Raw genomic sequence first — 26,780 nt, 5'->3', positions numbered from 1 at the left:
CTAGGTCCTACTTAATGCAGGTTCTAGGAAAAGCAGGTTCTAGGAAAAGCAGGTCCTAGGTAGAGCAAAGATAACAGCCTGAGGCTTTTGGCTTTGGCTTTTAGATTTTCCTAGCAGGGCTTTAGCCCGCCCTCTAAGCGAAGCGCCCTAGGGCCTAGGTCCTACTAAATGCAGGTCCTAGGCAGAGCAAAGATAACAGCCTGAGTTTTTAGCTTTTGGCTTTTGCCTTTTGGCTTTTAGCTTTTGGCTTTTGCCTTTTGGCTTTTGGCTTTTGCCTTTTGGCTTTTAGCTTTGGCTTATCCTAGCAGGGCTTTAGCCCGCCCTCTGAGCGAAGCGCCCTAGGGCCTAGGACCTTGTAGAAAGCTAAACACGTTTTTATTTATTTAATTAATTCAATTTAGGTCATTTAATGAGTCAGCCAGTTCAACCCGCTAATGAACAGTTTTTAACTGCAACCCTTGATAACGATCTACAAGCGACATTAACGCTATTTGAGCAAGCTGGAAACTGGCAAGAACGTTACCGCCAGATCATGTTACTCGGTAAAACACTGCCTAAACTTGATGAGCAGCTGCGTGTCGAAAGCGCTCAAGTGCGCGGCTGCGAGAGCAACGCTTGGCTATATCACGCAGAAATTGATGGCTTACATTACTTTATCGCCGATAGTGATGCTCGCATTGTAAAAGGCTTAATCACACTGCTATTAATTGCGTGTAATGGTAAAACCAGCGCAGAGATTAGTGAGTTTGAACCTAATGAGTTTTTCGCAAAATTAGGTCTTGCCGGCCAGCTGAGCCCTTCTCGCACCAATGGTTTGCTGGCATTGGCTGATGCGATAAAGGCCGTGGCTTAACCTGCTTTAGTTACGCCACTTGGTCTCAGAATAATTGGATTTCCCCTTATTACATGCCTCACATAAAATCTGCAGATTCTGAATATCCAAAGCTAACTGTGGATATTTAGAGCGCGGTTTTATGTGATCAACGTGCATTGTGGCACCTTGCGCCGGCGTAATGCCGCAACAGGCACAGCGGTTTCCATATAACTCAAACGCCTGTACCCTTAACTTTAACCACTTGCCAGACTGATAAAAATCTTGTTTTGACTCAGTAAAAGGTAACGCCTGCCAATCATCATAACGCTCAGGCGCATTACCGGGAGCAATCAAAATTGCATGACTGTCGATACCTTGATGCTGATTAGACTTCAGCCATTTCCATATCGCTTTCAATGCGCCATTTTCTGTCTTATAAGACTTACTTCGCCTTGTTTCTGCTTGAAACGTTACCGACCACATAACCAATTCCTTTTATGTTTTAACCATCTTTGCTTGCGAACAAGTCACCACAGTAAACTCATTCAGCCGCTCATCCTCGAAAACTCTATGTTGCTCAGGTAAGATAAGCGCGTTATCAACATTAAGCTTTTATCTTGTAGCCAGCAACAGATCATACGGCAGGCAACTATTAGCGACTGCAATCACTAACAGAAATGAGCTCATTATGCTGACCACTTTAGCCATTCAAAATTATCGTTCTCTCCGCGAGATAGTGATCCCTCTATCACGGCTAAATTTAGTCACTGGCGCCAACGGCAGTGGTAAATCTAACCTCTATAAAGCGCTGCGTTTGCTGGCACAGACTGCTCAAGGTGGTGTGGTAAATGCACTTGCTCAAGAAGGCGGCCTAGATTCAAGTTTTTGGGCTGGGCCTGAACATATCTCTAAGCGCATGCTTACAGGAGAAGTCGAGGTCGAACCAACGGTACGCCAACAAGTTAAACGCCTAAAACTGGGATTTGCCAGCGATGAGTTTAGCTATTTAATTGAGCTAGGGTTACCTAAACCTGACTCCACCACCCTATTTGGTTTAGATCCACAAATTAAGCGCGAAGCGATATGGGTTGGAGAGCTTTACCGCCCTGCAACGGTATTACTCGAGCGCCGCAGTGCTTTAGTCAAAACGCGAGCCGATAGCGATCCAAGCAGTAATAGTCCTGCTGGCTGGCACACCCTGAATGTACAGATGCAACATAGCGACAGTATTTTTACTGAGCTTGCTGATCCTCAGCGTACCCCCGAAGTGATCCGCTTACGAGACAGTATCCGAGCTTGGCGTTTTTACGATCATTTTAGAAGTGATAGTGATGCGCCAGCACGTAAGTCACAGCTCGGCACCCAAACGCCTGTATTGCACCACGATGGCAGAGATCTCGCCTCAGCGATTCAAACAATTTTTGAAATAGGTGATAGAGAAGGTTTTGATAATGCCATTAGTGACGCATTCCCTGGCGCTCATGTGGTGATAGCCTATGAGTCTAATGGCAGCTTAAGTATTCAGTTTCATCAACATGGGCTACTAAGGCCATTATCCGCATCTGAGTTATCTGATGGCACCTTAAGGTATCTGTTATTAGTTGCTGCGCTATTAACCCCTAGACCTCCAGAGCTAATGGTACTCAATGAGCCAGAAACCAGCTTACACCCAGATCTACTGCCGGCACTTTCACGCTTAATCATAAAAGCTTCAAGCCATTGCCAGCTTTGGATTGTTTCCCATGCCAATCGACTGATTAACGCCTTAAGTCAGTTTGAAGATTGCAATATGATTGAGCTAGATAAGCAGTTAGGCCAAACAGAAATTGTGGGCCAAGATATATTGAGTAAGCCCAGCTGGCACTGGCAAAATCGCAGCTAATGCATTTGCAGCATCACTGCGATTGGTTATAAGTTTGTGGAGCGCTTATAACGACATATTTGCGATGGTCTTTTGGATCCCCACCACATCTGTACCACGCTTAAGCTCTTTAATTAATGGATCTTTCTGACCTGAGATCCATATCTTCAACTCGGCATCCATATCAAAGGTGCCTGCTGTTTCCACCTCAAAGTGGGTAATCGACTTATAAGGCACTGAGTGGTAGCTGACCTTTTTACCTGTCACACCTTGCTTATCAATTAAGATAAGGCGCTTATTGGTAAACACGAACATATCGCGAATAACCTTATAAGCCAAGGCTAACGACTCATCATCTGCCATAACATACCAATTAGCATAAAGATTTGATCGCTCAGCGAGAATTTAGCGGCACTGAGACAAGGTCATTAAGTGCTCCTGCTTAAATGACATTCGCTGCATCCATGCAGCTTGCAACGAGTGAAGAGCATAGTAGAACTAGGTTCAAGCTTCCTCTTTATAATCAAGAGTCGCAGGATCAGCGCCGCTAAAACTCGCCATTCTGGAGCGTTTTTGGCTGCCTACTTCTGCGTTGAATAACTTCACAAGGGAACAACCATTCTTTCAATTATTCGCCTTGAATTAGTTTGCCAAAAACGCTCTGAGTAGATCAACTTCTTATACTAATTGGTATTTACTCTTGGGTTAACTCATCTAGGTTAACCTCAGATGCATTACCCATCAGCGAATCTAATAATCCCATTGCTATTTTCCTTAATAGTTTGAGAGCGTTAAATTAGCTCGCTGATGTTAAGCGAAGCTAATCGGCTGTACGAACTTGTCGGTTTTCACCTACCACCATCATTTCACATTTCGGACAGTCAAACACTAACTTAAGTACGTCTTTACCTATTTCTAATATCATAGGCTCGGCTTTAATCCCCGGCACCTCTTTTGGACAAAGGTTAAAGTTAAAACGTAAACAGTGCTTAGTCACCATTAACGGCACATCTTCACTAATACCGTTCTTCTCATAGGTATCTTGAATTTCAATGACACCATGACGCTGATAAAACGCTTTCGCCTGCTCGTTGGCAACATTGCCTAAGTAGCTTAAATGCTTAACCGGATAAACCGCATCTTGGTTATACTTCCATGCTTTAGGACGCACATAATCATTAACACGTGCTTGTTCTAGCGCGGTAACTGTATCTCGGCGAAGGCCATTTAATAGTGAGGTAGGAATAAACCAAGTCTCACTGGTTGCAATTGAAATGTTATGGGCTTTAAAGTCTGTGCTACCCAACTTTGCTAACTGCTTACGTAAACCTTGTTGTGCTTTTTCAACATCAGTCGCTGCGGTTTTCTCTATGACTAATGACTGAGTTGCTGTGTGGCCATAAACGTCTGTCATGGTCAGCGACACACCGTCATCAGTATCAGCTAGCACCAAATCAACCCCAATAACCCGCTTAGCAGACTCTTTAGCCAATATGGTTTCAAAGGCTTGATTGTGGTTACGATAAATTGTCATCCCCACTTTCAGCTCTTTAGGCATACGGGTAACAAACAACTTTAGACCTTCAGCGCGGTTTACACGCAAGCCTTTTAGCTTGTCATCAGATTGTTTCGCCTCAGCATAATCGCTTGGGAAGAAACATAGACCGTCACCGTTGTTGAAGGTTTCTGTTGAACTGACTTCGATGAAGTCTTTACCAATCCGTTTAACCGTTGCCACCTCTTCACCAATATACTTTGGAGAGCGGAAGTCATTCATCCCTTGACTACGTTCATGCACGAAGTAATCTGTTTTGCCGCGGTTAAAAGTCTTTTCAGGATCTGGGGTAAAAGTATGTTCACAACGGCCATGAGATGAAGCGACAAATTCAGGGCGACGGGCAATAATGGCATCGAGTTGTTGCCGATAATGCGCAGTCACGTTTTTAACGTAGCTGAGATCTTTTAAACGTCCTTCAATTTTAAACGAGCGCACGCCCGCATCAATCAAGGCTTCTAAATTGTCAGTTTGGTTATTATCTTTAAGGGAGAGTAAATGCTCATTTTGTGCTAAGACATCACCTTGGCGGGTCTTTAAATCCGCAGGCAAACGGCACATCTGCGAGCACTCGCCACGATTAGCGCTGCGATTGCTAAATGAGTGACTTAAGTTACATAAGCCGCTAAAGGCTACACATAATGCGCCGTGGATAAAGAACTCAATCTGCATGTTAGTTTTTGCGGCAACATCGCGAATTTGGCTTAAACCTAACTCACGAGCAAGTACCACTTGCGAAAAACCAACTTGCTCTAAGAAAGCCACCTTTTCAGGGCTACGATTATCCATTTGTGTACTGGCATGCAAGGCAATTGGTGGTAAATCGAGTTGCAATATCCCCATATCTTGCACAATAAGTGCATCTGCGCCGGCTTCATATACTTCCCAGATAAGCTTCTGCGCCGCTTCTAATTCGTCGTCCATCAAAATGGTATTGATAGCAACAAATACTTGGGCATGATATTGATGAGCAAAGCGACAGAGACGCGCGATATCCTCGACGCTGTTACCCGCTGTGGCACGTGCGCCAAATGCAGGACCACCTATGTATACTGCATCAGCACCATGGCGGATCGCTTCTATACCGTAGTCGGCATTTTTAGCCGGAGCCAACAGTTCTAAACGGTTATTTTGCATCTCTAGTGGAGGTTGCACCGTATCTGCAGACTTGCCGCCGAGCTTATCGCTAGGAGTATAGATGCCAACATTGCTCATAAAAATCACTCAAAAAGGGTTAACACAAATATTTTGGGCGAAGATTATAGCAAAAGCAGTCAGCTTTGGCGTTAGCTAATATAAAATCAATTTTTAACCAACTCATGATTACTCTTAATCGCGGTTAATAGTGAACCGCTAACCAAATAGTCTCAACTTCTTCGCTGGTCCACGCCACTCGATGTTTAACGTGAGCGGGGATATTTAGATGCTCTCCCACTTGCAGAACAACGCATTTGCCATCAATAAATTCAAGTCTGGCCGCCCCTTGCATAACCATCACCCACTCACTTCGTTTTTGGTCGTACCATTGTCCTTGTGGTGTAACATGGGCTTTTGAGACAATTCGCTCAATCAATAACTGCTCTGTTTTAACCAAAGGCTCAAACACCTCCAGGGTTAAATCCACAGGTAAATCAGTTAACAGATTATTTTTTTGCATCAGCTCCTCCCAACGCTAAGTACACTATGATAGTTCGATGCGTTTGCTGATCCTAATTCCCAAACGTTTGGCTAAACGATTTAAGTTTGCTCTATCTATTTGTAAACGTTTAGCCGTGGCGGACCAATTGCCATTTTGCTGGGTTAAGATCTGCAAAATCAGTTGCCGCTGAAAATCCTCAGTTTGCTGCTTTAAATTAATCTCCCCTTGAAGCTGAGCATGGTCGCAAACAGTCAGTTGTGAATTATCAACTGAGGTGCTATTTGGCGCTTGTGAACTGTTATCGCTAGCTAGCATTAACGCCAAATGAGCTAAGCCTATGCGGATAATCGGTGAACGGCTATCGTTTCTAGCCCGCAAAGCCGCGCGGCTTATCACATGCTCTAACTCACGCACATTACCCGGCCAGTCGTAATCATTTAGCACTTTCATTGCATTATTAGCTAACGTCAGTTGCTGCATACCTAACTTGCGCCGCGTAGTTTCAATAAAGTAACCGCATAGCAAACTAATATCGCCATCACGCTCCCTAAGGGGCGGCACAATAACCGGGTATACACTTAAACGATGGTAAAGATCGGCACGGAAAGTTCCTCGCTCAACTTCATCACGTAACTGCCTGTTGGTCGCTGCAATAATCCTTACATCAACATATTCCACATCATCCTTACCGACGACTTGGATCTCTTGATTTTGTAATACCCTTAACAACTTACTTTGCGCCGCCAATGGCAACTCGCCAATTTCATCTAAAAAAATAGTGCCGCCACTGGCGAGGTTAAACTTGCCGGTTCTTGTGCGCTCGGCCCCCGTAAACGCACCTTTGACGTGGCCAAATAGCTCACTTTCAATTAAATTCTCTGGCAAGGCCGCACAATTAACATAAACAAGGGGTCCTTGGCTGCGTCTAGACTGGCGGTGCAATGTACGAGCAACCAGCTCTTTACCTACACCGGTTTCCCCTTCAATCAATATTGAAAAGTTAGACGTTGCTACCATCTCAATTTCTTGTTTGAGTTTAAGCATACTAGGGCTCTCGCCTATTAGCTCACCACCATCCTTAATTAGCGCTTCATGAGTTAATTCGGCAACCACTTGTTGATTGTGTTTGGAGTGTTGTTCGAGCTGCTGCAGCAACATGGCGGTTTTTAGGGTCGCAGCAGACATAGCTGCTATCATGTCTAAAGTGCGGTTGGGGATGTCATCAAAAACGTTGGGCACCATGCTATCAAGGGTTAACACCCCTATTAGTTTACCGTCTGACAGCAGAGGTAGCCCCATACAAGCATGTACCGGTAAATCTCCCTCATGTGCCAACAATAAGCCATCATAGGGATCTCCAAGTGGACAGTCTGCGGCAAAGCGCAGTGGCGTCGTGGAATGACAGATCTGTTGAAAACGGCCATGTGCAGCAATCTCAAATCGTCGACCTAAGGTTTCTTTCGTTAGTCCCTGCAACGCCAATGGCTTTAAATAGTCACCTTGAACATGCAGCAGTACCACTGCATCACACGCAACAGCTTGACGCACTGTACTGAGCAAGCGTTCAAACCTATCTCCATCCGTTAAGCTGTTTGTTAAATTTAATGCCAGCTCAATTAAAGCTGTAGAAGATATTTCGCTCACTGGCGCCAACCTTATTTCTCTATGCTAAACCGCTCGTTTACTTGAGCTTAGCATAGCCACTCTAGAAACAACAAAAACGACCAAAAGAGTCTTTATGACTACATGACAAAAGAGTCATTTTGACTACACAATAAAGATTAACCCCTTAAAAAACCCGTATAAATAACTTTTTATAACTTGGCACACTTCTGGCTATATAAGGTCAAGACCTACGCGTTCGCAGCCGCGAAGATACATAATCAATAAAGGATATTTAGATGTTATCTGCAAAACATATCAGCACAGTAAAAAGCACTATTCCACTACTTGAGTCAGCAGGCACTGCGATTACCGAGCACTTCTATAAGCGCATGTTTAAGCACAATCCTGAGCTTAAACATATTTTCAACTTAAGCCACCAACACTCTGGCGGCCAACCCGCTGCACTTTTCAATGCCGTTGCTGCCTATGCCAAAAATATCGATAATCTAGGGGCGCTAAGCGGTGCTGTAGAGCGCATTGCTCATAAGCATACTAGCTTTAACATTCAAGCTGAGCATTACCCTATTGTTGGTCACCACTTATTAGAAACACTGCGCGAATTAGCTCCCGATGCCTTTACCGCTGAAGTTGAAGAAGCTTGGGCTGCAGCATACGGCGTGCTTGCCGGGATCTTTATTGACCGAGAAGCCACGCTATACCATAGAAATGAAAATACACTTGGTGGTTGGAAAGGAGCACGTCAATTTGAGGTTGTCGCAAAAACAAAAGAGTCTGATCTGGTAACCAGTTTTACGCTTGCCCCAACAGATAAACAAGCTGTTATCGACTTTGAGTCAGGACAATATCTCGGCATTAGTGTGGCGCCCATTAATCATGACTATCAAGAAATTCGCCAATATTCATTATCAGATAAACCGAACGGTAAACAATACCGTATCTCCGTCAAGAAAGAAGCTGTTGGCGTACCCGGCGTAGTGTCGAATTATCTACATGAACAGGTAAATATCGGCGATAAAATTGACGTTTATCCGCCAGCAGGAGACTTCCACTATGAAGAGCGTGAAGCACCAGTAGTGCTTATCTCTGCAGGCGTTGGCGTCACTCCAATGCAGTCAATGTTAGAGATGCTTGCCGCTAAATCTTTTGCCAAACCTGTGTTCTATCTTCACGCCTGCGAAAGTGTTGAGCAGCATTCATTTAATCAAAGAGTTGAGCAATTAGGATTGCAACTAAACTTACAACAGCATACTTGGTATCGCGACATAGCCAATGCTGATGAAGCTATCGCAGCAGCCAACATACATCAAGGTTTTATGAATCTTGCCGCGCTTAAAGACTCATTGCCGCTAACTGATGGCGACTATTACCTATGTGGTCCTGTGGCTTTCATGCAGTTCGCTAAGCAGCAGTTACTAGAGCTCGGTGTTAGTAATGAGCGCATTCACTATGAAGTGTTTGGCCCACACGCTGATTTATAATTAACATCTAAAGATAATATCGACAATCTAAAAACGGACGTCAATTGGCGTCCGTTTTGTTGTATATCGACTATCGCATTGACGATAAAACTCAGTTAAATAAAGTCACAGATCTCGGCTAGCGACTTTTTCTGTAGGGCGTGCTCTGGCACAGTGGCATCTTCACTCGGATAACCGGCAATGATTAGCATATACGGTCGCTCATTCGCATTATCACGACCACACACCTTACTTAAAAACGACATAGGTTTAGGTGTATGAGTTAAGGTACCGAGTCCTGCATTGTGCAACGCTTGAATTAAAAAGCCAGTCGCAATACCAACTGATTCATGTACATAATAATTGGTCTTTTGCTCACCCTCTTCCTCTGAACGCTTTTTGCTAAAAATAGCGATTAGCCAAGGAGCATGCTCAAGGTAAGGTTTGTCGGCATTAGTCCCTAACGGTTTGAGAGCATCAAGCCACTCTTCACCAGCTCTTCCCGCGTAGAAAGCTTGCTCTAACGCCTCCGCCTCATGACGAATTTGTGCTTTTATCTCAGGGCTGTTAATCGCAACAAAATGCCAAGGTTGATGATTGGCACCATTTGGGGCTGTACCTGCTGCTAAAATACATTTTTCGATGATTTCACGGGGCACGGCTCTATCGGAAAACTTTCGTATAGAGTGGCGACGCTGTACTTGTTGATAATTTAGCTTGGCACGCTCAAGCATTTCATCTTGCGGGTATTCAATAAAATCATTCAGTGGGTGATGAGCTTCTGTCATGGTTTACCTTCAATTTATTGTCGCATTGCTATTCCAACGTTCGCATGGCAATTAATCACTAATTACTGCGTCTCTAGTACTGTTTTTAATTGGTTTAATCCTTGATTTAAGTCGTTACTTATCATGCCTTCAAAATCCATAAACAGGAACATCAAATTCATCGGATAATCAAGATGACCATCAAAACCCCAGATCACTTGTGTTTGGTTCGCTGATAACGCTTGAGTTTCCATAAAGGCTAAATCTGTTGACTCGAACGGTCTGAAAAACCTCAGTTCATAATCAATACGCTTACCTTCATCAATTCGCATAATTTCTTGCTCGCCAGCCCCGACATCCTCTTTGTCACTCTGCCAACCAGCAACAAAGCCAACGGTTCCATCTGTGCCACGATAGTGTTTCTCCATGGCTGGATCCATCTGCGCCCAAACGCTAAAGTTATCTTGATTTTTAAGCTGTTTTACATAGGCAAACACTTGTGCAACCGGTTTATCGATAATAACTTGGGTTGTAACTGAATAAGTTTTATCGACAATTAGTGCTACTACAAAGGGGAGTGCAATAATCACTAGAACGAATAGTAGAAGCTTCTTTAGCATAATAATTACTCTTAATTTCAAGCCTGCATAACCTAATTAGGTTATGCAGAAGGTAAGTTAAGAATAAACATATTATTAACATAATGACAGTCTGCATCATAAGAGCTGGAATGAATGCTTTTATAAAAAAAAAAAAAGACAAGCAATGCTTGTCTTCTATTTGGTAGGAGTAACAGATACTCGCGGTTATAGGCCTAGTCTAGCCATCAACTTTTGATTCTCTGCTTCAATGTGCTTGTAGAAGTCACTATCGGTAAGTTTTGAAGCTGCTGCTTCATCAATCACTAATACCGCGTCTTGATGTAACTGCAAAGCAGATGCTGGGCATGCTGCAGTTAATGCGCCTTCGACAGTCGCTTTAATCGCATCCGCTTTAGCCTCACCAGTTGCTAACAAGACCACTTTTTTTGCATCTAAAATCGTGCCAATACCCATGGTAATTGAAAGGTGTGGTTGATATTCCCCTGCTTCAAAGAAACGTGCATTGTCATCAATAGTAGCTTTAGTTAGAGTTTTAACTCGCGTGCGTGACATTAAGCCTGATGAAGGCTCATTAAAGCCGATGTGACCGTTGCGACCAATACCTAACAATTGAATATCAATACCGCCAGCAGCCTTAATCTGATCTTCATAACCTTGGCATGCTGCAATAGGGTTCTCTGCATCTCCTGGTGGTACGAAAGTTTGCGCTTTATCGATATCGACATGATCAAAAAGCTGCTCATTCATAAAGTAGCGATAGCTTTGTGGGTGTGTCCCCTCTAAGCCAAGATATTCATCGAGATTAAATGTCGTGACCTGATTAAAAGAGATCTGCTTTGCCTTATTAGCCGCGATTAAGCCTTGGTAAAGTGATACTGGTGTCGATCCTGTTGCTAAGCCTAATACTGAATCAGCCTTCTTTTGCAGCTGCTTAATAAAAATATTTGCGCCATATTCTGCCACTGACGCACTGTCTTTTAATATTACGATTTGCATAAATTTGATCCAATATCTGTGACGCTACCAACCACAGTAAGCTAACTTCGCTTTACTGTTCAGTAAACCTATTCCTGCCGCCAGATTTAACTAAATTCAACTAAAAACAGCGGTAACCATTTAACAATTAACATAACTATAACCTTAAATGACAACGCTGTCATTAGCTATTAAATGATCAATCTATAGTGAATGTTCATATATAAGGCTAAAAGGTATAATCAACTTCACCATTAACTAGGTATAACCTACATGCCCGAAGCCACCTCTGTACAACATAGCCATTTTGTTATTTATAAACCTTACGGTTATTTAAGCCAGTTTGTGCCTGAAACGCGTAAAAGCAAACCTGTGCTGGCACAGCTATATCACTTTCCTGATAAAACCATGGCAATTGGTCGGCTTGATCACGACTCTGAAGGTCTATTACTGTTAACCACCGATGGCATGCAAAGCCACCTTATTCGCAGTAAAAACGTTGAAAAAGAATACTATGTTCAAGTTGATGGCAAGGTAAGTTCTGCTCAGTTATCGCAACTGCAACAAGGAGTTGAAATTGGTGTTAAAGGCGAGAAATATCAAACCCTCCCCTGTCGAGTTAACGTGTTAACAACTGAGCCAAATCTGCCTGCTCGTGGTAAAAAGATCCGCGATCCGCGCCATGGTCCCACCAGTTGGTTATCTATCACCATTAGTGAAGGCAAGAACCGCCAAATTAGGAAAATGACTGCAGCAGTGGGCTTACCAACCCTTAGGCTGGTTAGAGTGAGAATTGCGCATATACAACTTGGCACAATGCAACCTGGTGATGTAATACCAATCAGTATAAGAATTTGATCTACTCAGAGCGATTTTTGGCAAACTAATTCAAGGCGAATAGCTGCAATAATGGTTATTCCCTTATAAAGCTAATCAACGCAGAAGTAGGCAGCCAAAAACGCTCCAGAATGGCGAGTTTTAGCGATTCTGATGCTGTGTTAACGAGCTTAACCGTAGAACAACTATGCTCTTCACTCGTTGCCTTGCCTCAAAACCGCTAAACTCTCGCTGAGTGACTAAATGTTTATACTGATTGGTATAATTACTGGGTTTAACATTGGCAACGATTAGCGTTTTATCGCTGCCAACCTATTGAACTAAAATAAACTAATCAACCACTAATGCTGCAGCAAAAACTCGCTTAAGTTTTCAGGCAATTGTGGCCGGCTGTAGAAATAGCCTTGCACTTCATCACAGCCACAACCTTTTAGGAAATCCACTTGCGCCTGAGTTTCGACGCCTTCAGCGACCACCCGCAAATTTAAAGCATGCCCCATGGCAATAATCGCTTTCGCTATCGCGGTATTGTGAGTATCCAACGGCAAGCCAGCAACGAAAGACTGGTCGATTTTGAGCTTATGGATCGGCAGTTTTTTTAGATAGCTCAGTGACGAATACCCGGTACCAAAATCATCAATTGAAAGCTCAATCCCCATGTGACCTAGTTTTGCAAGATACTGACTGACAAGCAATTGATCAGACATCATGCCGCTTTCAGTAACCTCAAGCTCTAAGCAATTAGCTGGCAAACCTGTTTGCTCAAGTATGTCAGCTACTTCAGCAACAAAGCTTCGGCGCTGCAATTGCTGACTTGCGACATTAACTGCTACACGTCCGAAATGAACACCTTGCTCCCGCCAGCTTTGAGCCTGCTTGCAGGCGGTTTTCAATACCCAGTTACCAATATCTTGAATTAAACCTATCTTTTCTGCCAAAGGAATAAAAACCGCTGGTGAAATGCTACCAAGCACAGGATCATTCCAGCGCAGTAATGCTTCAAAGGCAACTGGTTTTCCTGTTTTAAAGCTAATCTTTGGCTGATATACCAGATGAAAGGCATTGATAGATAAAGCATCATGTAATGCACTTTGTAACTTGAGTTTAGCTGCCGACTCTTGCGTCAATGACTCAGTATAAAAAGCATAATTATTGCGGCCATCATGCTTAGCTCTATGCATGGCAATTTCGGCGTTAACCATCAAACTACTAGGGGTTTGCCCATCATCGGGACAGATAGCAACACCCATACTCGCGGTTAGTCGAGCTTGTCCATGTTCGCCTAGCGTGAATGGTTTATCAAAGACTTGTCTGAGTTTATTAACACTCAATAGCATCATGTCGCTATTATTTATATTAGACAATGTCACAGCAAACTCATCACTGCCTAGTCTGGCGATGGTGGCTGAGTTATCAAGCTCACGTAAAAAACGCTGGCTTAGCTCTAGCAGCACTTTATCCCCGACAGGATAACCATAACTTTCATTGATCTGTTTAAAGAGATCGACATCAATATAAACTAGACCCAGTCGAGTATGGGTCTGTCGTGCCTGTTTTAGTTCTTGAGCTAAGCGTGTGCTGAGACCCATTCGATTAGGTAACTTAGTCAAAGGATCATGGAATGCGACCTCTTCTAATTCAGCTTCATTTTGTTTCTGCACCGAAATATCATTAAAGACGGCTACAAAAAAGCGGATCTTTTTATCGTCGTCATAAACTGAGCTGATATTGAGAATTTGCGGAAAAATCGCGCCATTTTTACGCCGATTCCAAATTTCACCATGCCACTTACCTTCGGTAAGCAAATCACTCCACATCTTGCTAAAAAACGCCTTACTATGGCGACCAGAATTGAGTAGTCGTGGATTTTGGCCAAGTAATTCATCTTTGCTGTAGCCTGTGATCTCCTGAAATGCACCATGAGCATTAATAATCGTGCCCTCGATGTCAGTAATAATCACACCTTCAACTGCGTTTTCAAACACTCTAGATGCCAGCTCTAGTTGATCTTGCGCGGCCTTATGTGAGGAGATATTACGTGATACTCCAATCACCCCAGCTAGCTCACCATTGGCTTCAAAAATCGGTAATTTAGTCGTTTCTAACCAGGACTCAACATTACCGATATCTAAGCCTTCACATTGACCAGCAGAGATCTCAATGCCTTTAATAATCGCTTCTTCATCTGTAGTAACAAAATGATTAGCTAATCTAGGTTCGAAAAGCTCATGATCTGTGCGGTTTAGAATATGCTCTCTACTGCGGCTCCACGCCAGTTCCACACTGTGATTAACCAAAACATAGCGCCCGCTAGCATCTTTCATCCACACATGTTCTTTGATGCAATCTATAAACTGCTGCAAACTGACGGGGGCTTCAACAGCATCAAGCTTTCTGGTTTCACTTTGCTTAAGTCGAAATACACGATAGCTATCAGCCAAGTCACGCTCAAAACTCTTTTTAAATGCAGTTAATAGACGTTGATTATCTAGGGTTAGCTCAGGTGAGCATAAATATAGATAGCCATATAATGCGCCGCCTGGCCAACATATCGCTGCAATACTTTGATTATTTATACCAACTTGCCAGTTAGCATTTTTAAATACTTTACGCTTGGAGCTTAAACAATCTCGTGTTTGCTTAGATAACTGACACCCTACAACGAGCTCCAGCGTATCGACTTGATTAACTCTCCATAATCCGGCCCCGCAGCTGGCTATTCGTGCCAGCGTATCAATAGATAGCTGCCAGTCATCCCGTTGCGTTTGCGTTATTTCAATATTAATCAAGTTCGTGTCCTAAAACTGCATGATAAAGCTAAATAGTATCAAGCGAGTAAAGCGTCCTTACTCACTGAACTCTGTAAAGAGGAGAATGGAAAAAGTGTTTAATCCGACGACACACTAGTGTTTTTAGGTATAAAAATAAAGTTAAAGTTCGAAAACTGTTATATAGAATGAGTTGTGAGCCCAGATGCATGACTAACAAAACCCCTTTTTATTTCACAACTAATTTCCCCATACCCATTAGTAGCGACTCATTTTTGTAATTACTTAAAAAACCTATCAGGACAAACTGACAAGCAGACAACAATACGCAGCTACTAACCTAATATTACAAACAAAAACCAGTTAAAAAATGGAGCCTGTTCTCAATACAAAACAAAATAATTCTGTGTAAAAAAAGGAGCACGTTAGTGCTCCTTATTAACTTCAGTTCAATTTCACATCACTCTATACTTAAGCCGGAGTTGGCGCCTTAGTATCTTCTTCAGCTTGTTGACGCAACAGAGCCGCTGCCTGCTCTTCTTGCTCTGTGATAGCCAACTTATCTTGAGATTGCATCGGTATGGCTCGAGACTGCTCGTTGATCTCATGGATCTGAGAAGCATTACGCAGATCGCGCTCACTGGTAATTGCTGCAATCGACTCACGGTCTTTAATAAAGCTCACTACATCGCGACGAATACTGTCTAACGATTGCTCATCCTTATGCATCTCCAAAATATAACGTGGATGCTCTAAGTTTCTCATCCCTGTTGCCGCAAAAGTACTCGATACCGCTTGAGTCACAACAACCCATGGCGTGATACTTGAGCGCACTAGTGTGTTTTCTGAGCGAGTAGAATCGTGTATTCCCGTACCTGTTGAAATGCGAGACTCAGTGAAGGTACCTTCTACTTTCATATAGATAAGCTGACTTACGAACTGCATTTCAGCAAAAAACAGATGGGCACCATTCGCAAGCATATGCGCAAAAGCACGCAGTAAAATGCCCACCAAGGTTAGATGAATAATCGTACCTGACATGTCGCTTAGGCTATTAATTTGTTCAGGTGTAGACTGCTCAATAATCACATCCAGCGGCACACCACCAACAAAGTTATATAAATCGACAACACCAAAAGCCAGCCAAACTGTGAGTACTGATGCACAGACAAATAAGGCATTACCTAAAATAAGACTCAGCATACGCACAGAAGTAAACGCAGCCCCTAATTCCATAGCCTTAAACTTAGGTTGGATCTCTTGTAACATCTCACCGAAGAAATTGCCTTTACCTTCAACTTGCTCATTAAGCTTAGGCTCTAGTTCTTGGTAAACTCGGTTTGGTACTTCCTTATAACGGCGGTTAGCCATCACTAAGTTATCAAGGTTAATGAAAATCTCATTCGGATGAATTGATTCCTGCCAATTATCTCTAAGCTCTGATACTTCAACTTTTGGATCAGTCAATGCCATACGCTTAAAGATCATCATACTGATCAGCGCCGAGCTAATAATGGCCGCTACAACGATTGTGATGAAATACGCCCAAGCGTGAAAGTCAGGCAAAAATTGCAGCATTTGCTGTAATTGAGCCATGCTAACGCTTGTTACTTGCATAAAGTAAGCAAGCCCTGCTGCTAACACCACTGGCAATACAATAGCAGTAGCAATCACCTTAGCTAACTCTTTGGTACCCATTGATGGAATGTTACGATCGGCACTACGAGCAAGAGCACGGCCAGCTGAACGCCAAACACCTATCAGATAAAGTGTCAGTAAAATCGAGTAAATTGGGAAGGCAAACTCACCAATTTCGCCGGCAAACCCTGCCAAAGAAACAAATGCCGTTAACGCATAAGCGACCAACGCCAAAACAGTTTTTACCCAAGCGCCAAATAAACGCTGCGCCATATTACGCACCGGATAAGGCATAAAGGTTAACTTAGGAAAAATAGTATGCACTAAACGAGCAAGGAAACCCTGCGGCTCAACAAATGTGGCATTTTTACGACCAACAAGCATCTCGATTAAGCGCTGTTTAGTATATGCTACATATCCTGACTCTTGCTCGGCAGATGTCGTTTCAGAGCGACTATGGTTATACGCTAGCGACGTTGGGTGATTACGCCCAACAAAGTAACGCAACATCGCAATAATACCCTGGGTGGTAATTTTAAGGCCACTGCCCAACAAAAATAGGCCAAATACCACTAAAATCCAGCCAACAGCAGCGCTGTCTCTAACGACTGCAGCCGCTTCAATAAGTAAGTAGACACCAAGTACTGTGGTGACTAAGCCACGAAGACTTGTAACGGCCCCCTCTTTTTTAAACGGGTTTTTGAGCCCTATGTCGATCGATCCATAATCAAATGCCATCGTCTTACTAACTCCAATATCACATTAACAATAGTAATACTAAAGTTTACAAAACACATCGACAAGAATAAACCCCATTAATAAAAGGTTTACAATTTTATCAATAAAACCAATCAATATGAGAAGTTGATCGACTCAAAACGATTTTGGCAAGTTATACCAATCAGTAAAAAATTTGCTCTACTTCGAGCAATTTTTGGCGAACCAATTCAAAGGGAATAACTGCAATTTATTCCAATCACCCCAGAAGTAACGCGTCAGCATAGCGGTCATATTTTTATACTAAGGATGGCGGTTTAGAGCTGAAAATAAAAAACCAGCCGATTGGCTGGTTTTTATTAGCGATACCGTTTAACGGTATCAGTCCTGCAAAATTAGTTCGCTTGTGGGCGCATTGCTGGGAATAGGATCACGTCACGGATTGTGTGCGTGTTAGTAAATAGCATCACTAAACGGTCGATACCAATACCTTGACCCGCTGTTGGTGGTAAGCCGTGCTCTAGTGCAGTAATGTAGTCTGCATCGTAGAACATTGCTTCGTCATCACCCGCATCTTTAGCATCAACTTGAGCTTTGAAACGGCTATCTTGATCTTCAGCATCGTTAAGCTCAGAGAAACCGTTTGCCACTTCACGGCCACCGATGAAGAACTCGAAACGGTCTGTAATGAAATGATTTTCATCATTACGACGCGCCAATGGAGAGATATCCGCTGGGTAGCCAGTAATGAATGTCGGTTGCATTAGCTTAGGCTCTGCAGTTTCACCGAAGATCTCTTCAAGTAATTGACCACAAGTCCAGAACTTCTCAATTGTCATACCTAGGCTCTTAGCCAAGTCACGCATAAACTCAACGTCTTTAACTTCTTCATAAGTCATAGACTGAATAGTTGCGTTGTCTGGGTTGTACTTCTTGATCGCATCCAACATGCTTAGACGAGCATATGGGCCGCCAAAGTCAACAGTGTGCTCACCGTATGGAAGTAGCGGAGAACCACAAAGCTCAGTAGCGATAGAGCTTAGCATCTCTTCTGTTAGATCCATTAGATCTTCGTAATCAGCATACGCCATATAGAATTCCATCATAGTGAATTCTGGGTTATGACGTGGCGATAAACCTTCGTTACGGAAGTTACGGTTAATTTCGAACACACGCTCAAAACCACCAACCACTAGACGCTTAAGGTATAGCTCAGGTGCAATACGTAGATACATTTCGATATCTAGTGCGTTGTGGTGAGTGATAAATGGACGCGCTGAAGCGCCACCTGGGATGCTGTGCATCATAGGTGTTTCAACTTCCATGAACTCTTTTTTCACCATGAAGTTACGGATAGCGGTAACCACTTTCGAGCGCATTACGAATGCTGCACGAGAGTCTTCGTTAACGATAAGATCAACGTAACGTTGACGGTAACGCGTTTCTTGGTCAGTTAGACCGTGGAACTTTTCTGGTAGCGGACGCAATGCTTTAGTTAGCAATTGGTACTGCTCCATGTTCACATATAGATCGCCTTTACCTGAAAGGTGTAGCTGACCAGTCACACCGATGATGTCACCGATATCTAGACCTTGGAATTTTTCTTTCAGATCTTTTTGAACGTCTTTACCTGCGTATGCTTGGATACGACCGCTCACATCTTGGATAACCAAGAATGGACCACGCTTAGCCATTACACGACCAGCGATTGAACGCTCGATGCCCATGCCTTCAAGCTCTTCTTTGGTGTGATGACCAAACTCAGCTTGAATGTCTGCCGCTTTATGTTTTCGATCGAAGTTGTTCGGGTGACCGTTTGCTGGGCAGTTCGTACGGATGTGCTCTAATTTAGCACGACGTTCTGCAATTAACTTGTTCTCGTCTTGGATTTGTTCAGTCATCTTCTTCTCTCGTTAAAGGCCAGATTTCAGGCTAGCTTCAATAAACTTGTCCAGATCGCCATCTAACACGCTCTGGGTATTTCGGTTTTCAACGCCGGTACGTAGATCTTTAATACGCGCATCATCAAGCACGTACGAACGGATCTGACTGCCCCAGCCAATATCTGACTTGGCATCTTCTGCGGCTTGCTTATCAGCATTCTGTTTCAGCATTTCTAGCTCATACAGCTTTGCTTTTAACTGTTTCATTGCCGAATCACGGTTCTTATGTTGTGAACGGTCATTCTGACATTGCACAACTGTGTTAGTCGGTAAATGGGTAATACGAATTGCCGACTCAGTTTTGTTAACGTGCTGACCACCCGCGCCTGAAGCACGGTAGGTATCAATTCTTAAATCCGCTGGATTGATATCAATCTCAATCGAATCATCAATTTCTGGGTAAACGAATACCGAACAGAAAGACGTGTGACGCTTACCAGAAGAGTCAAATGGCGATTTACGCACTAAACGGTGAACACCGGTTTCAGTACGCAGTGAACCAAAGGCATACTCACCAGTAAACTTAATAGTGGCACCTTTTATACCCGCTACGTCACCCGCAGTCACTTCAATCAGTTCTGGTTTGTAGTCATGGGCTTCGCCCCAACGTAAAAACATACGCAGCACCATGTTAGCCCAGTCTTGAGCCTCTGTACCGCCTGAACCTGATTGAATATCTAAATAACAATCTGATGCATCATGTGGCTTTGAGAACATACGACGGAACTCAAGTTCCTCAAGGCGTTTCTCTAAACCTTGTAATTCAGTGGTGGCGTCATTGAAGGTTTCTTCATCATTTTCTTCAACGGCAAGCTCGAGTAGTCCCTCGATATCTTCTAGACCACTGTCCATATCGTCGATAGTTTTAACTACCGCTTCAAGTGCTGCACGCTCTTTACCTAAAGCTTGAGCGTTATCTGGATCGTTCCAAACTTCAGAGCTTTCAAGCTCTCGGCTAACTTCTTCTAGACGCTCACTTTTAGCATCGTAGTCAAAGATACCCCCGAAGAAGGTCGGTACGTTCAGCGAGCTCCTTGATTTTGAATTTTACTGGATTTACTTCAAACATGATTTTATCAACTTTTAATTGCTAAGTTATTTACTAAGAATTCGCTTATAGCCCACAGCCTAAACCGTGACGACTATGTGGAAAACCCGCTATTTTAACCCATGCTGAGATTGAAACCTAGCGGCAAAAGCGCATAAAACAGCAAATTTATTCAACAATGGTATCTTGCACAAGAAAAAGCTAATCATCTTACGCAAATAACGGCAAAGCATAGCTAAAAAACCTTTATTAACTGTTACTTGTAGTAGCACATTTGCAGAGGCCGTATTGTTTACAGCAATGGATCATTGCAATATTCAACCTGCCGAGAGCAACACTAAATTCATTGCTTTAAGCTGCTTAGATCAATTTCTGTCTATTTTACAATGTTAAGCGATTAACTTTGGCAGTTTTAGCGAAACAAGCAACGCTTTACCACAAGCAGTAGTGCGTCAGATCACACCTAAAACCACAAAAAAACCTAGTTAGCAAAAAAGCAATTATATCAATAACATTAGTCAACTAACATGCTATAGATTTGCAATTTAACGCTCCACTTAGCACTAAACACTCGTAAAAAAGATACCAAGCAGATTAACCGTCAATGACTTACAGCCTCACAGTACCAGCAAAAACAATAACCAGATCACACCAACACCACACAATATCAACCAAGTACGCAATTTAGCGGCATTTGTGAAGCAAGCTGCAATTACCGCCAAAACTTAAGCTGCATTTTCTGCGTAAAAAAAGGCCACAGGTATACTGCAAAATATAACTATTTCGCCAAGTCCATTTCTCTGCAAATGCTGATCTTACCGCCAAAGCTTACCAAGCAACTGAGCGGCAATAATCAAGCTGCGACCCTATAATTAAAGGCCCATGCGATGAAACAAATAATAATTGATGGCAAAATCCTTTTAGCTAATCAACAAGACACACTGCTCGATGTCGCACTTAATGCGGATATCGCCATTCCCAATCTTTGTAAAAGCCCTGCAAGCTCGCTGGTGCACGATAGCAAACAGCATTGTAACCTGTGTCATGTAGAGCTGATTGACGCTGATAACAACATCACCAATGTACGCGCATGCGATACTCGGATCAGCGACATCAGCGCACAAAATATTGAGGTTATTACTCAGTCGGCTGCATTAAGTAAACAGCGTAAAGCCGCGCTACACAATATTTTGTCGGATCACTTTGCAGACTGCGAAGCCCCATGCCAAACGGCCTGTCCTGCTGGGGTTGATGTACAATCTTATCTGTACCATATTGCTCAAGGCGACCACACAGAAGCGGTTAAAGTTATTAAGCAGACCTTACCTCTGCCACTGTCAATTGGCCGTGTCTGCCCTGCTTTTTGTGAAACTGAATGCCGCCGAGGTCTGGTTGACGAGCCTGTGGCTATCCGCCAGTTAAAGCGCCACGCCGCCGACTTAGATCTTGAAGATGCCAATCCGTACGTACCGCCTAAAGCGCCAGCGAGCGGCAAGAAAGTCGCCATTATTGGTAGTGGCCCAGCTGGTATATCTGCAGGTTACTACCTATCGAACGGCGGCCATGACGTCACCATTTTTGAATCCATGCCACAAGCGGGCGGCTGGTTACGTTACGGTATCCCTGAATACAGACTACCTAAAGCCATCCTTGATAAAGAAATTGATTTGCTTTGCAAAAACGGCCTGAATATCGCGACTAATACTCGTCTAGGTCGAGACATTCACCTCAATGGGTTACTCAACGATTTTGATGCCGTTTGCTTAGCGATTGGTGCGCAAAAAGCCGTACCGATGAACTATCCGGGTATTGAGCTTGAAGGCTGCTATTTAGGTGTGGATTACCTAAAAGATTACTGCACTGAAAAACAATTTAGCACAGGCAAAAAAGTCGCTGTTATTGGTGGTGGTAACACAGCTATTGACTGTGCTCGCACAGCCAAACGCGATGGCGCAGATGTAACATTGGTTTATCGTCGAACTCGCGATGAAATGCCAGCAGAGCCTTATGAGATCCACGAAGCTGAGCAGGAAGGAATTAAGTTTCACTTCCTAACCAATCCAATTGAAAACCACAGCGATGGCAACGGCCGAGTTGCTATGGTGACTTTTGAAATAATGGCACTTGGTGAGCCTGACAGCTCTGGCCGTCGTAGCCCAACACCGACTGGAGAAACCTTCACTGAAGCTTTCGATACGGTGATCCCAGCTGTATCACAAACCCCTGATATGGACTTCTTAGATCATCCACAAAGCCAGCTTGCCACTGGTGAAGTTGCGCTCACACGCTGGAATACCTTTGAAGGTTGTGAACACACTATGTCAGCGGGACAATCTGCTGGCCTTGATAAATTGTTTGTGATTGGTGACTCACGCACCGGCCCAGCCACAGCTGTTGCTGCGGTTGCCGATGGCCGTAAAGCGGCAGATGCGATTGAAAAGCTACTAAGCCAAGGCTTAACTTGTGAGCTAGTGAAACAGCCTTTCAACTCGACTAAAGCCAATAAAACAAGCAACTTAAAAGCAATTAAAGCCGATACGCTTTACCCAGACACTAAAGCACAAGCACGCAGTGTTATGCCAGAGCTTGATAAATTACAGCGAGCACTTAACTTCAGTGAAGTAGAGCTTGGTTTTGCCGCCGATGAGGCCATGAAGGAAGCCGCACGTTGCCTTGAATGCGCCTGCCAAGCAAACACAGATTGTAAACTACGCGATTATGCTACTGAGTATAAAGTCAAAGCCAGCGAGCTGGATCTTAGTCAAGCACAACAATTTAGCGTTGACACTAGTGCACCATTTATCACCTTTGATGCTAACCGTTGCATTAGCTGCGGTGCTTGCGTTGAAACCTGTAAAGGTGCCAGCGGCCACAATGCGATTTCATTTGCTAAAGATCATTACCAAGCACTACCCACTTCTGGTGACGGCTTAGCTGCAACTGATGAACGCAAAGCACCACGTGTAGGCTTTAGCGTCAGTATGAATGATAGTGACTGTGTGCAATGTGGTAACTGTGTGCAAGTATGCCCTACAGGCGCATTGGTTGACTCAAGAGATAAGACCCAAGGCTTAACCGCTGCGCAGAAAGCGCCGCTTAAAACCGTATCGAGCATTTGTACCTATTGCGGTATTGGTTGTCGCATCAACCTGCATGTTGATGAGCAAAAAAACAAAATCCGTCATGTTAGCGGTGATGTGTCCTCACCAGTTAACCAAGGTATGCTATGTGTTAAAGGTCGCTTTGGTTTTGACTTTGTTGGCAGTGACAAACGCTTAACCACACCGCTCATTCGTAAAAATGGTGAGCTAGTTCCAGCGAGTTGGGATGAAGCGATTGCCGTTGTTGCGCAGCGTTTTGCACAAATCAGGCAAGTATACGGTAATAAATCAATTGCCGGTCTTTCGTCAGCAAAAGCCACTAACGAAGATAACTATGTTTTCCAAAAGTTCTTCCGTAGTGTGATTGGCAATAATAACGTCGATCACTGTGCGCGCTTATGTCACGCTTCGACGGTAACCGCGCTACGTGAAAGCTTAGGTAGCGGCGCAATGACCAACGATATCCCAAGTATCAAAGATAGCGACCTTATCTTTATTCTTGGCTCAGATACGGAAAGCGCCCATCCGATTATTGCCTCGCGTATCAAACATGCTATTAAAGAATACGGTGCAAGATTAATCGTTGCCGATCCTAAACGGGTATCCATTGCTGATAAGGCAGAGCTTTATGTTGCTCAACGTCCCGGTTCAGATGTGATGCTCATCAATGCCATTATGCAGCAGATCATTAAAAACGATTGGCATGATCTCGATTATATTCAGGCACGGGTTGAAGGCTTTAGTCAGCTTTATGATGAGGTCATGAGCCCAGATTACAGCCCTAAAAATGCAGAGTTAATCACAGGTGTCAGTGCCAGCGACATTATCAAAATGGCGAAAATGATTGGTACCGCAGAAAAAACCGCGGTCTACTATGCCATGGGCGTGACTCAGCATACTTCAGGTCACGATAATGTTACCGCTATCTCTAACCTGCAATTACTGTGTGGCAACATTGGCGTAAAAGGCGCGGGGATCAACCCACTGCGTGGCCAAAGTAACGTACAAGGCGCTTGCGATATGGGCGCATTGCCAAACTACTTTAGCGGTTACCAGAAACTTGACGATCCGTTAGTGCAAATGCGCTTCCGTGAAGCCTGGGGTAAAGAAGATCTTTGTGCTGATATTGGCTTATCTGCTACAGAAATGATGCATGCACTAAGTCATGGCGAATTAAAAGGTCTATATGTAATGGGTGAAAACCCAGTACTCAGTGATCCAGACCAAAAACACGTACTACAAGGCTTAGCTGCGGCGGAATTTGTCGTAGTACAAGATATCTTCTTAACTGAAACAGCAGAGCTTGCCGATGTTGTGTTACCTGCAGCCGCCTTTGCTGAAAAGCTAGGTCACTTCACCAATACTGAGCGCCGTGTACAACAGCTCCTGCCTGCAGTAACGCCGCCGGGACAGGCAAAAAATGATTGGCAGATTGTTCAGCTGATTGCTAACCAAATGGGTGAAGATTGGCACTACCAATCTGAAAAGCAAATTTGGCATGAGATCACCGATGTGACACCGCAATACCGTGGTATTACTTGGGCTGTTATCAACAGTGAAACCGAAAATGGTCGTCAGGGTTTACAATGGCCATGCCCTGCTGAAGGGCATCCGGGTACACCCATTCTACATACTAGCCAGTTCACTCATGGTAAAGGCAAAATGCGCGCGGTGCATTATCGACTCCCAGCAGAAATGCCTTGTGATGAGTACCCATTAATCCTTTCAACGGGCCGCCTACTTGAGCAGTTCCATACAGGCACTATGACCCGTAAAACAGAAGGGCTTAATCAACTTGGCGAAGCTAAGGTAATGATTTCGGTATTTGATGCCGAAAAGCTAGGGATCAATAATGGCGATATGCTCAAACTCAGTACTCGTCGTGGTGAGATTGAGATAAAAGCCTTCGTCACTAAACGCGCTCAAGCTGGCGTATTGTTTTTGCCGTTCCACTTTGCTGAGTCAGCCGCTAATAAGTTGACCAACAATGCACTTGATCCTGTGGCGAAAATCCCAGAGTTTAAGGTCTGTGCAGTTAAAGCGGAAAAGGCCGAAGTAGCACAAGAAGCGGTCACAAGCTAAGGCTTACTTAAAACTTAAAAAAGGCCGTAAGAGCATACTCTTACGGCCTTTTTATATCTCTCTATTTTATAAAGAAGGTTAGCTAACAAACGCCCCGATTAACGCACCTGTGACGCCAAAGCCTGCGACCAAGAAAAAGATATTTGGCTTAAAGGTTTTAAATATGCCAAAACCTAATACTACTAGCGCCATATCAATTGGCGATAACACTGCACTGGTAAAAATAGGCGTGTAAAGCGCGGCTAACAAAAAGCCCACCACACAAGCATTAACCCCGGCTATGGCTCCAGTCACTTGCGGCTTAGCACTTATTGCATGCCAGCTTTTTAGGGCCACCAGCATCAATAAAAATCCTGGAAGAAAAATGGCTAATGTCGCGACTAACGCGCCAATTAACGGCTGTTCAATCCAGATCTCAGCACCCAAAAAAGCCGCCAATGCAAACATTGGCCCAGGTACCGCTTGGGCTAAGGCGTAACCCGTTAAGAACTGATCATGACTAATACTGTCACCAACACTTTGCTGCAATAGGGGTAGTACAACATGGCCACCACCAAATACCATGCTTCCCACTTGGTAAAATTGGCTAAATAGTTGCGTAAGGTTAGTAATGTTACTTTGGCTTGATAAACTGATTGCCACCAATGACGCTATCAGTAAACCAGCAAATAAACTTAACCAAAAGAAATTCAGCTTAACTGGCTGTGATAATGGAGGAGCACTGGCATCAACTTCTGAACCCGCCGCTGATGACAAATAGTGGCGACCAACCAAAGCCGCCGCTATCAGCAAGCCAAACTGCATCAGCATAGATGGTTGCAGCAAAATGATGACACAGCTGAACATCATTAATAATTTAGCCTGTTTTCGCTGGCAAAACTGCTTAAACATAATCCAAATCGCATCGGCGACCACCACTACCGCAAGTAACTTCAAACCGTGAATAATACCTTGGGTAAATGAGTAATCTAGCCACTGACTACTGGTTACAGCCAATAAAAACAATAAGATGAATGAAGGTAGGGTAAAACCTAAAAACGCCGCAATACCGCCAAGTAGGCCACCACGGTGATAACCAATCGCAAAGCCAACCTGACTCGAGCCCGGCCCGGGCATAAACTGACTTAGGGCAACTAAACTGCCGTAGTGTTTATCGTCTAACCAATTGAGTTCTTGGACAAAGGTTTGCCTAAAATAACCTATGTGCGCAGCAGGGCCACCAAAAGAGACTAAACCGAGGGAGAAGAAACGTAGAAATATCTGCAGCATACCAACACCTTATGGGAAAACGGGTTAAGTATATTACCGATATATGACAGAAAAATGAAAACGCAATAAATGATACCAACA

At 43.7% G+C, this 26,780-nt stretch carries 17 protein-coding genes and 1 pseudogene; 5 read left to right on the top strand and 13 right to left on the bottom strand.

The window, feature by feature from the left end; all coding sequences use genetic code 11:
• Positions 1 to 409: 409 nt before the first annotated feature.
• The gene (locus L884_RS0101140; RefSeq protein ID WP_028765758.1) at positions 410 to 853 is read left to right on the top strand and encodes a SufE family protein; all 444 of its coding nucleotides are present in this window, start codon (positions 410 to 412) and stop codon (positions 851 to 853) included.
• Positions 854 to 859: 6 nt separating this feature from the next.
• Here L884_RS0101140 and L884_RS22555 read toward each other — a convergent pair whose 3' ends face one another.
• Positions 860 to 1,297 carry an HNH endonuclease gene (locus L884_RS22555; protein ID WP_051435482.1) on the bottom strand — a complete coding sequence of 146 codons (438 nt, stop codon included), beginning with the start codon at positions 1,295 to 1,297 and terminating at the stop codon, positions 860 to 862.
• A 205-nt stretch (positions 1,298 to 1,502) separates the two neighbouring features.
• On the opposite strand from L884_RS22555, the gene L884_RS0101130 reads away from it, so the two are divergent.
• Positions 1,503 to 2,696 carry an AAA family ATPase gene (locus tag L884_RS0101130; protein WP_028765757.1) on the top strand — a complete coding sequence of 398 codons (1,194 nt, stop codon included), beginning with the start codon at positions 1,503 to 1,505 and terminating at the stop codon, positions 2,694 to 2,696.
• 45 nt (positions 2,697 to 2,741) lie between these two features.
• Here L884_RS0101130 and L884_RS21530 read toward each other — a convergent pair.
• The 4 genes and pseudogenes from L884_RS21530 to norR all read right to left on the bottom strand — a co-directional run.
• Positions 2,742 to 3,032, bottom strand: a pseudogene (locus L884_RS21530) (PH domain-containing protein); the annotation flags it as partial.
• 463 nt (positions 3,033 to 3,495) lie between these two features.
• Positions 3,496 to 5,445: a peptidase U32 family protein gene (locus L884_RS0101115; protein ID WP_084221378.1), complete on the bottom strand. Its 1,950-nt coding sequence runs from the start codon at positions 5,443 to 5,445 to the stop codon at positions 3,496 to 3,498.
• A 124-nt stretch (positions 5,446 to 5,569) separates the two neighbouring features.
• Complete coding sequence (locus tag L884_RS0101110) at positions 5,570 to 5,887, bottom strand: cupin domain-containing protein (protein ID WP_028765755.1); 318 nt, start codon at positions 5,885 to 5,887, stop codon at positions 5,570 to 5,572.
• 24 nt (positions 5,888 to 5,911) lie between these two features.
• Positions 5,912 to 7,513 carry a nitric oxide reductase transcriptional regulator NorR gene (gene norR, locus L884_RS0101105; RefSeq protein WP_028765754.1) on the bottom strand — a complete coding sequence of 534 codons (1,602 nt, stop codon included), beginning with the start codon at positions 7,511 to 7,513 and terminating at the stop codon, positions 5,912 to 5,914.
• Between the two features lie 257 nt (positions 7,514 to 7,770).
• On the opposite strand from norR, the gene hmpA reads away from it, so the two are divergent.
• Positions 7,771 to 8,973 carry an NO-inducible flavohemoprotein gene (gene hmpA, locus L884_RS0101100; protein WP_028765753.1) on the top strand — a complete coding sequence of 401 codons (1,203 nt, stop codon included), beginning with the start codon at positions 7,771 to 7,773 and terminating at the stop codon, positions 8,971 to 8,973.
• A 95-nt stretch (positions 8,974 to 9,068) separates the two neighbouring features.
• Here hmpA and L884_RS0101095 read toward each other — a convergent pair whose 3' ends face one another.
• From L884_RS0101095 to nagB, 3 genes are all read right to left on the bottom strand, one after another.
• A complete protein-coding gene (locus L884_RS0101095; RefSeq protein WP_028765752.1) occupies positions 9,069 to 9,740 on the bottom strand; it encodes a nitroreductase family protein in 672 nt (223 codons plus the stop codon).
• Between the two features lie 62 nt (positions 9,741 to 9,802).
• Positions 9,803 to 10,339 (bottom strand): SRPBCC family protein, encoded by a 537-nt coding sequence (locus L884_RS0101090; RefSeq protein WP_037410138.1) that lies wholly within the window; start codon positions 10,337 to 10,339, stop codon positions 9,803 to 9,805.
• A gap of 186 nt (positions 10,340 to 10,525) precedes the next feature.
• Positions 10,526 to 11,317, bottom strand: coding sequence for a glucosamine-6-phosphate deaminase (nagB, locus tag L884_RS0101085; protein WP_028765750.1), 792 nt, complete (start codon positions 11,315 to 11,317; stop codon positions 10,526 to 10,528).
• Positions 11,318 to 11,569: 252 nt separating this feature from the next.
• On the opposite strand from nagB, the gene L884_RS0101080 reads away from it, so the two are divergent.
• Entirely contained in the window at positions 11,570 to 12,154 is a 585-nt protein-coding gene (locus tag L884_RS0101080) for a pseudouridine synthase (protein WP_037410137.1), read from the top strand.
• Between the two features lie 320 nt (positions 12,155 to 12,474).
• Here the strand turns inward: L884_RS0101080 and L884_RS0101075 are convergent, their stop codons facing one another.
• The 4 genes from L884_RS0101075 to prfB form a co-directional block, all read right to left on the bottom strand.
• Positions 12,475 to 14,922, bottom strand: a complete 2,448-nt coding sequence (locus L884_RS0101075) for a putative bifunctional diguanylate cyclase/phosphodiesterase (RefSeq protein ID WP_028765748.1) — start codon at positions 14,920 to 14,922, stop codon at positions 12,475 to 12,477.
• Positions 14,923 to 15,372: 450 nt separating this feature from the next.
• A complete protein-coding gene (locus tag L884_RS0101070) occupies positions 15,373 to 17,277 on the bottom strand; it encodes a hypothetical protein (RefSeq protein WP_028765747.1) in 1,905 nt (634 codons plus the stop codon).
• Between the two features lie 374 nt (positions 17,278 to 17,651).
• Positions 17,652 to 19,157: a lysine--tRNA ligase gene (lysS, locus tag L884_RS0101065; RefSeq protein ID WP_028765746.1), complete on the bottom strand. Its 1,506-nt coding sequence runs from the start codon at positions 19,155 to 19,157 to the stop codon at positions 17,652 to 17,654.
• 12 nt (positions 19,158 to 19,169) lie between these two features.
• A protein-coding gene (gene prfB, locus L884_RS0101060) for a peptide chain release factor 2 (protein WP_169731767.1) occupies positions 19,170 to 20,268 on the bottom strand; the annotation gives its coding sequence in 2 pieces (ribosomal slippage) (positions 19,170 to 20,192 and positions 20,194 to 20,268; 1,098 coding nt in all).
• 866 nt (positions 20,269 to 21,134) lie between these two features.
• Here prfB and fdhF point away from each other — a divergent pair.
• The gene (gene fdhF, locus L884_RS0101055; RefSeq protein ID WP_028765744.1) at positions 21,135 to 25,430 is read left to right on the top strand and encodes a formate dehydrogenase subunit alpha; all 4,296 of its coding nucleotides are present in this window, start codon (positions 21,135 to 21,137) and stop codon (positions 25,428 to 25,430) included.
• Positions 25,431 to 25,508: 78 nt separating this feature from the next.
• Here the strand turns inward: fdhF and chrA are convergent, their stop codons facing one another.
• Entirely contained in the window at positions 25,509 to 26,699 is a 1,191-nt protein-coding gene (chrA, locus tag L884_RS0101050; RefSeq protein ID WP_028765743.1) for a chromate efflux transporter, read from the bottom strand.
• Between the last annotated feature and the right edge of the window lie 81 nt (positions 26,700 to 26,780).

The organism is Shewanella fidelis ATCC BAA-318 (genome assembly GCF_000518605.1).
GTDB classification, from domain to species: Bacteria; Pseudomonadota; Gammaproteobacteria; order Enterobacterales; family Shewanellaceae; genus Shewanella; species Shewanella fidelis.
The sequence above is the reverse complement of the archived record's forward strand: the minus strand, read 5'-3'. Positions and strand labels throughout refer to the sequence as shown.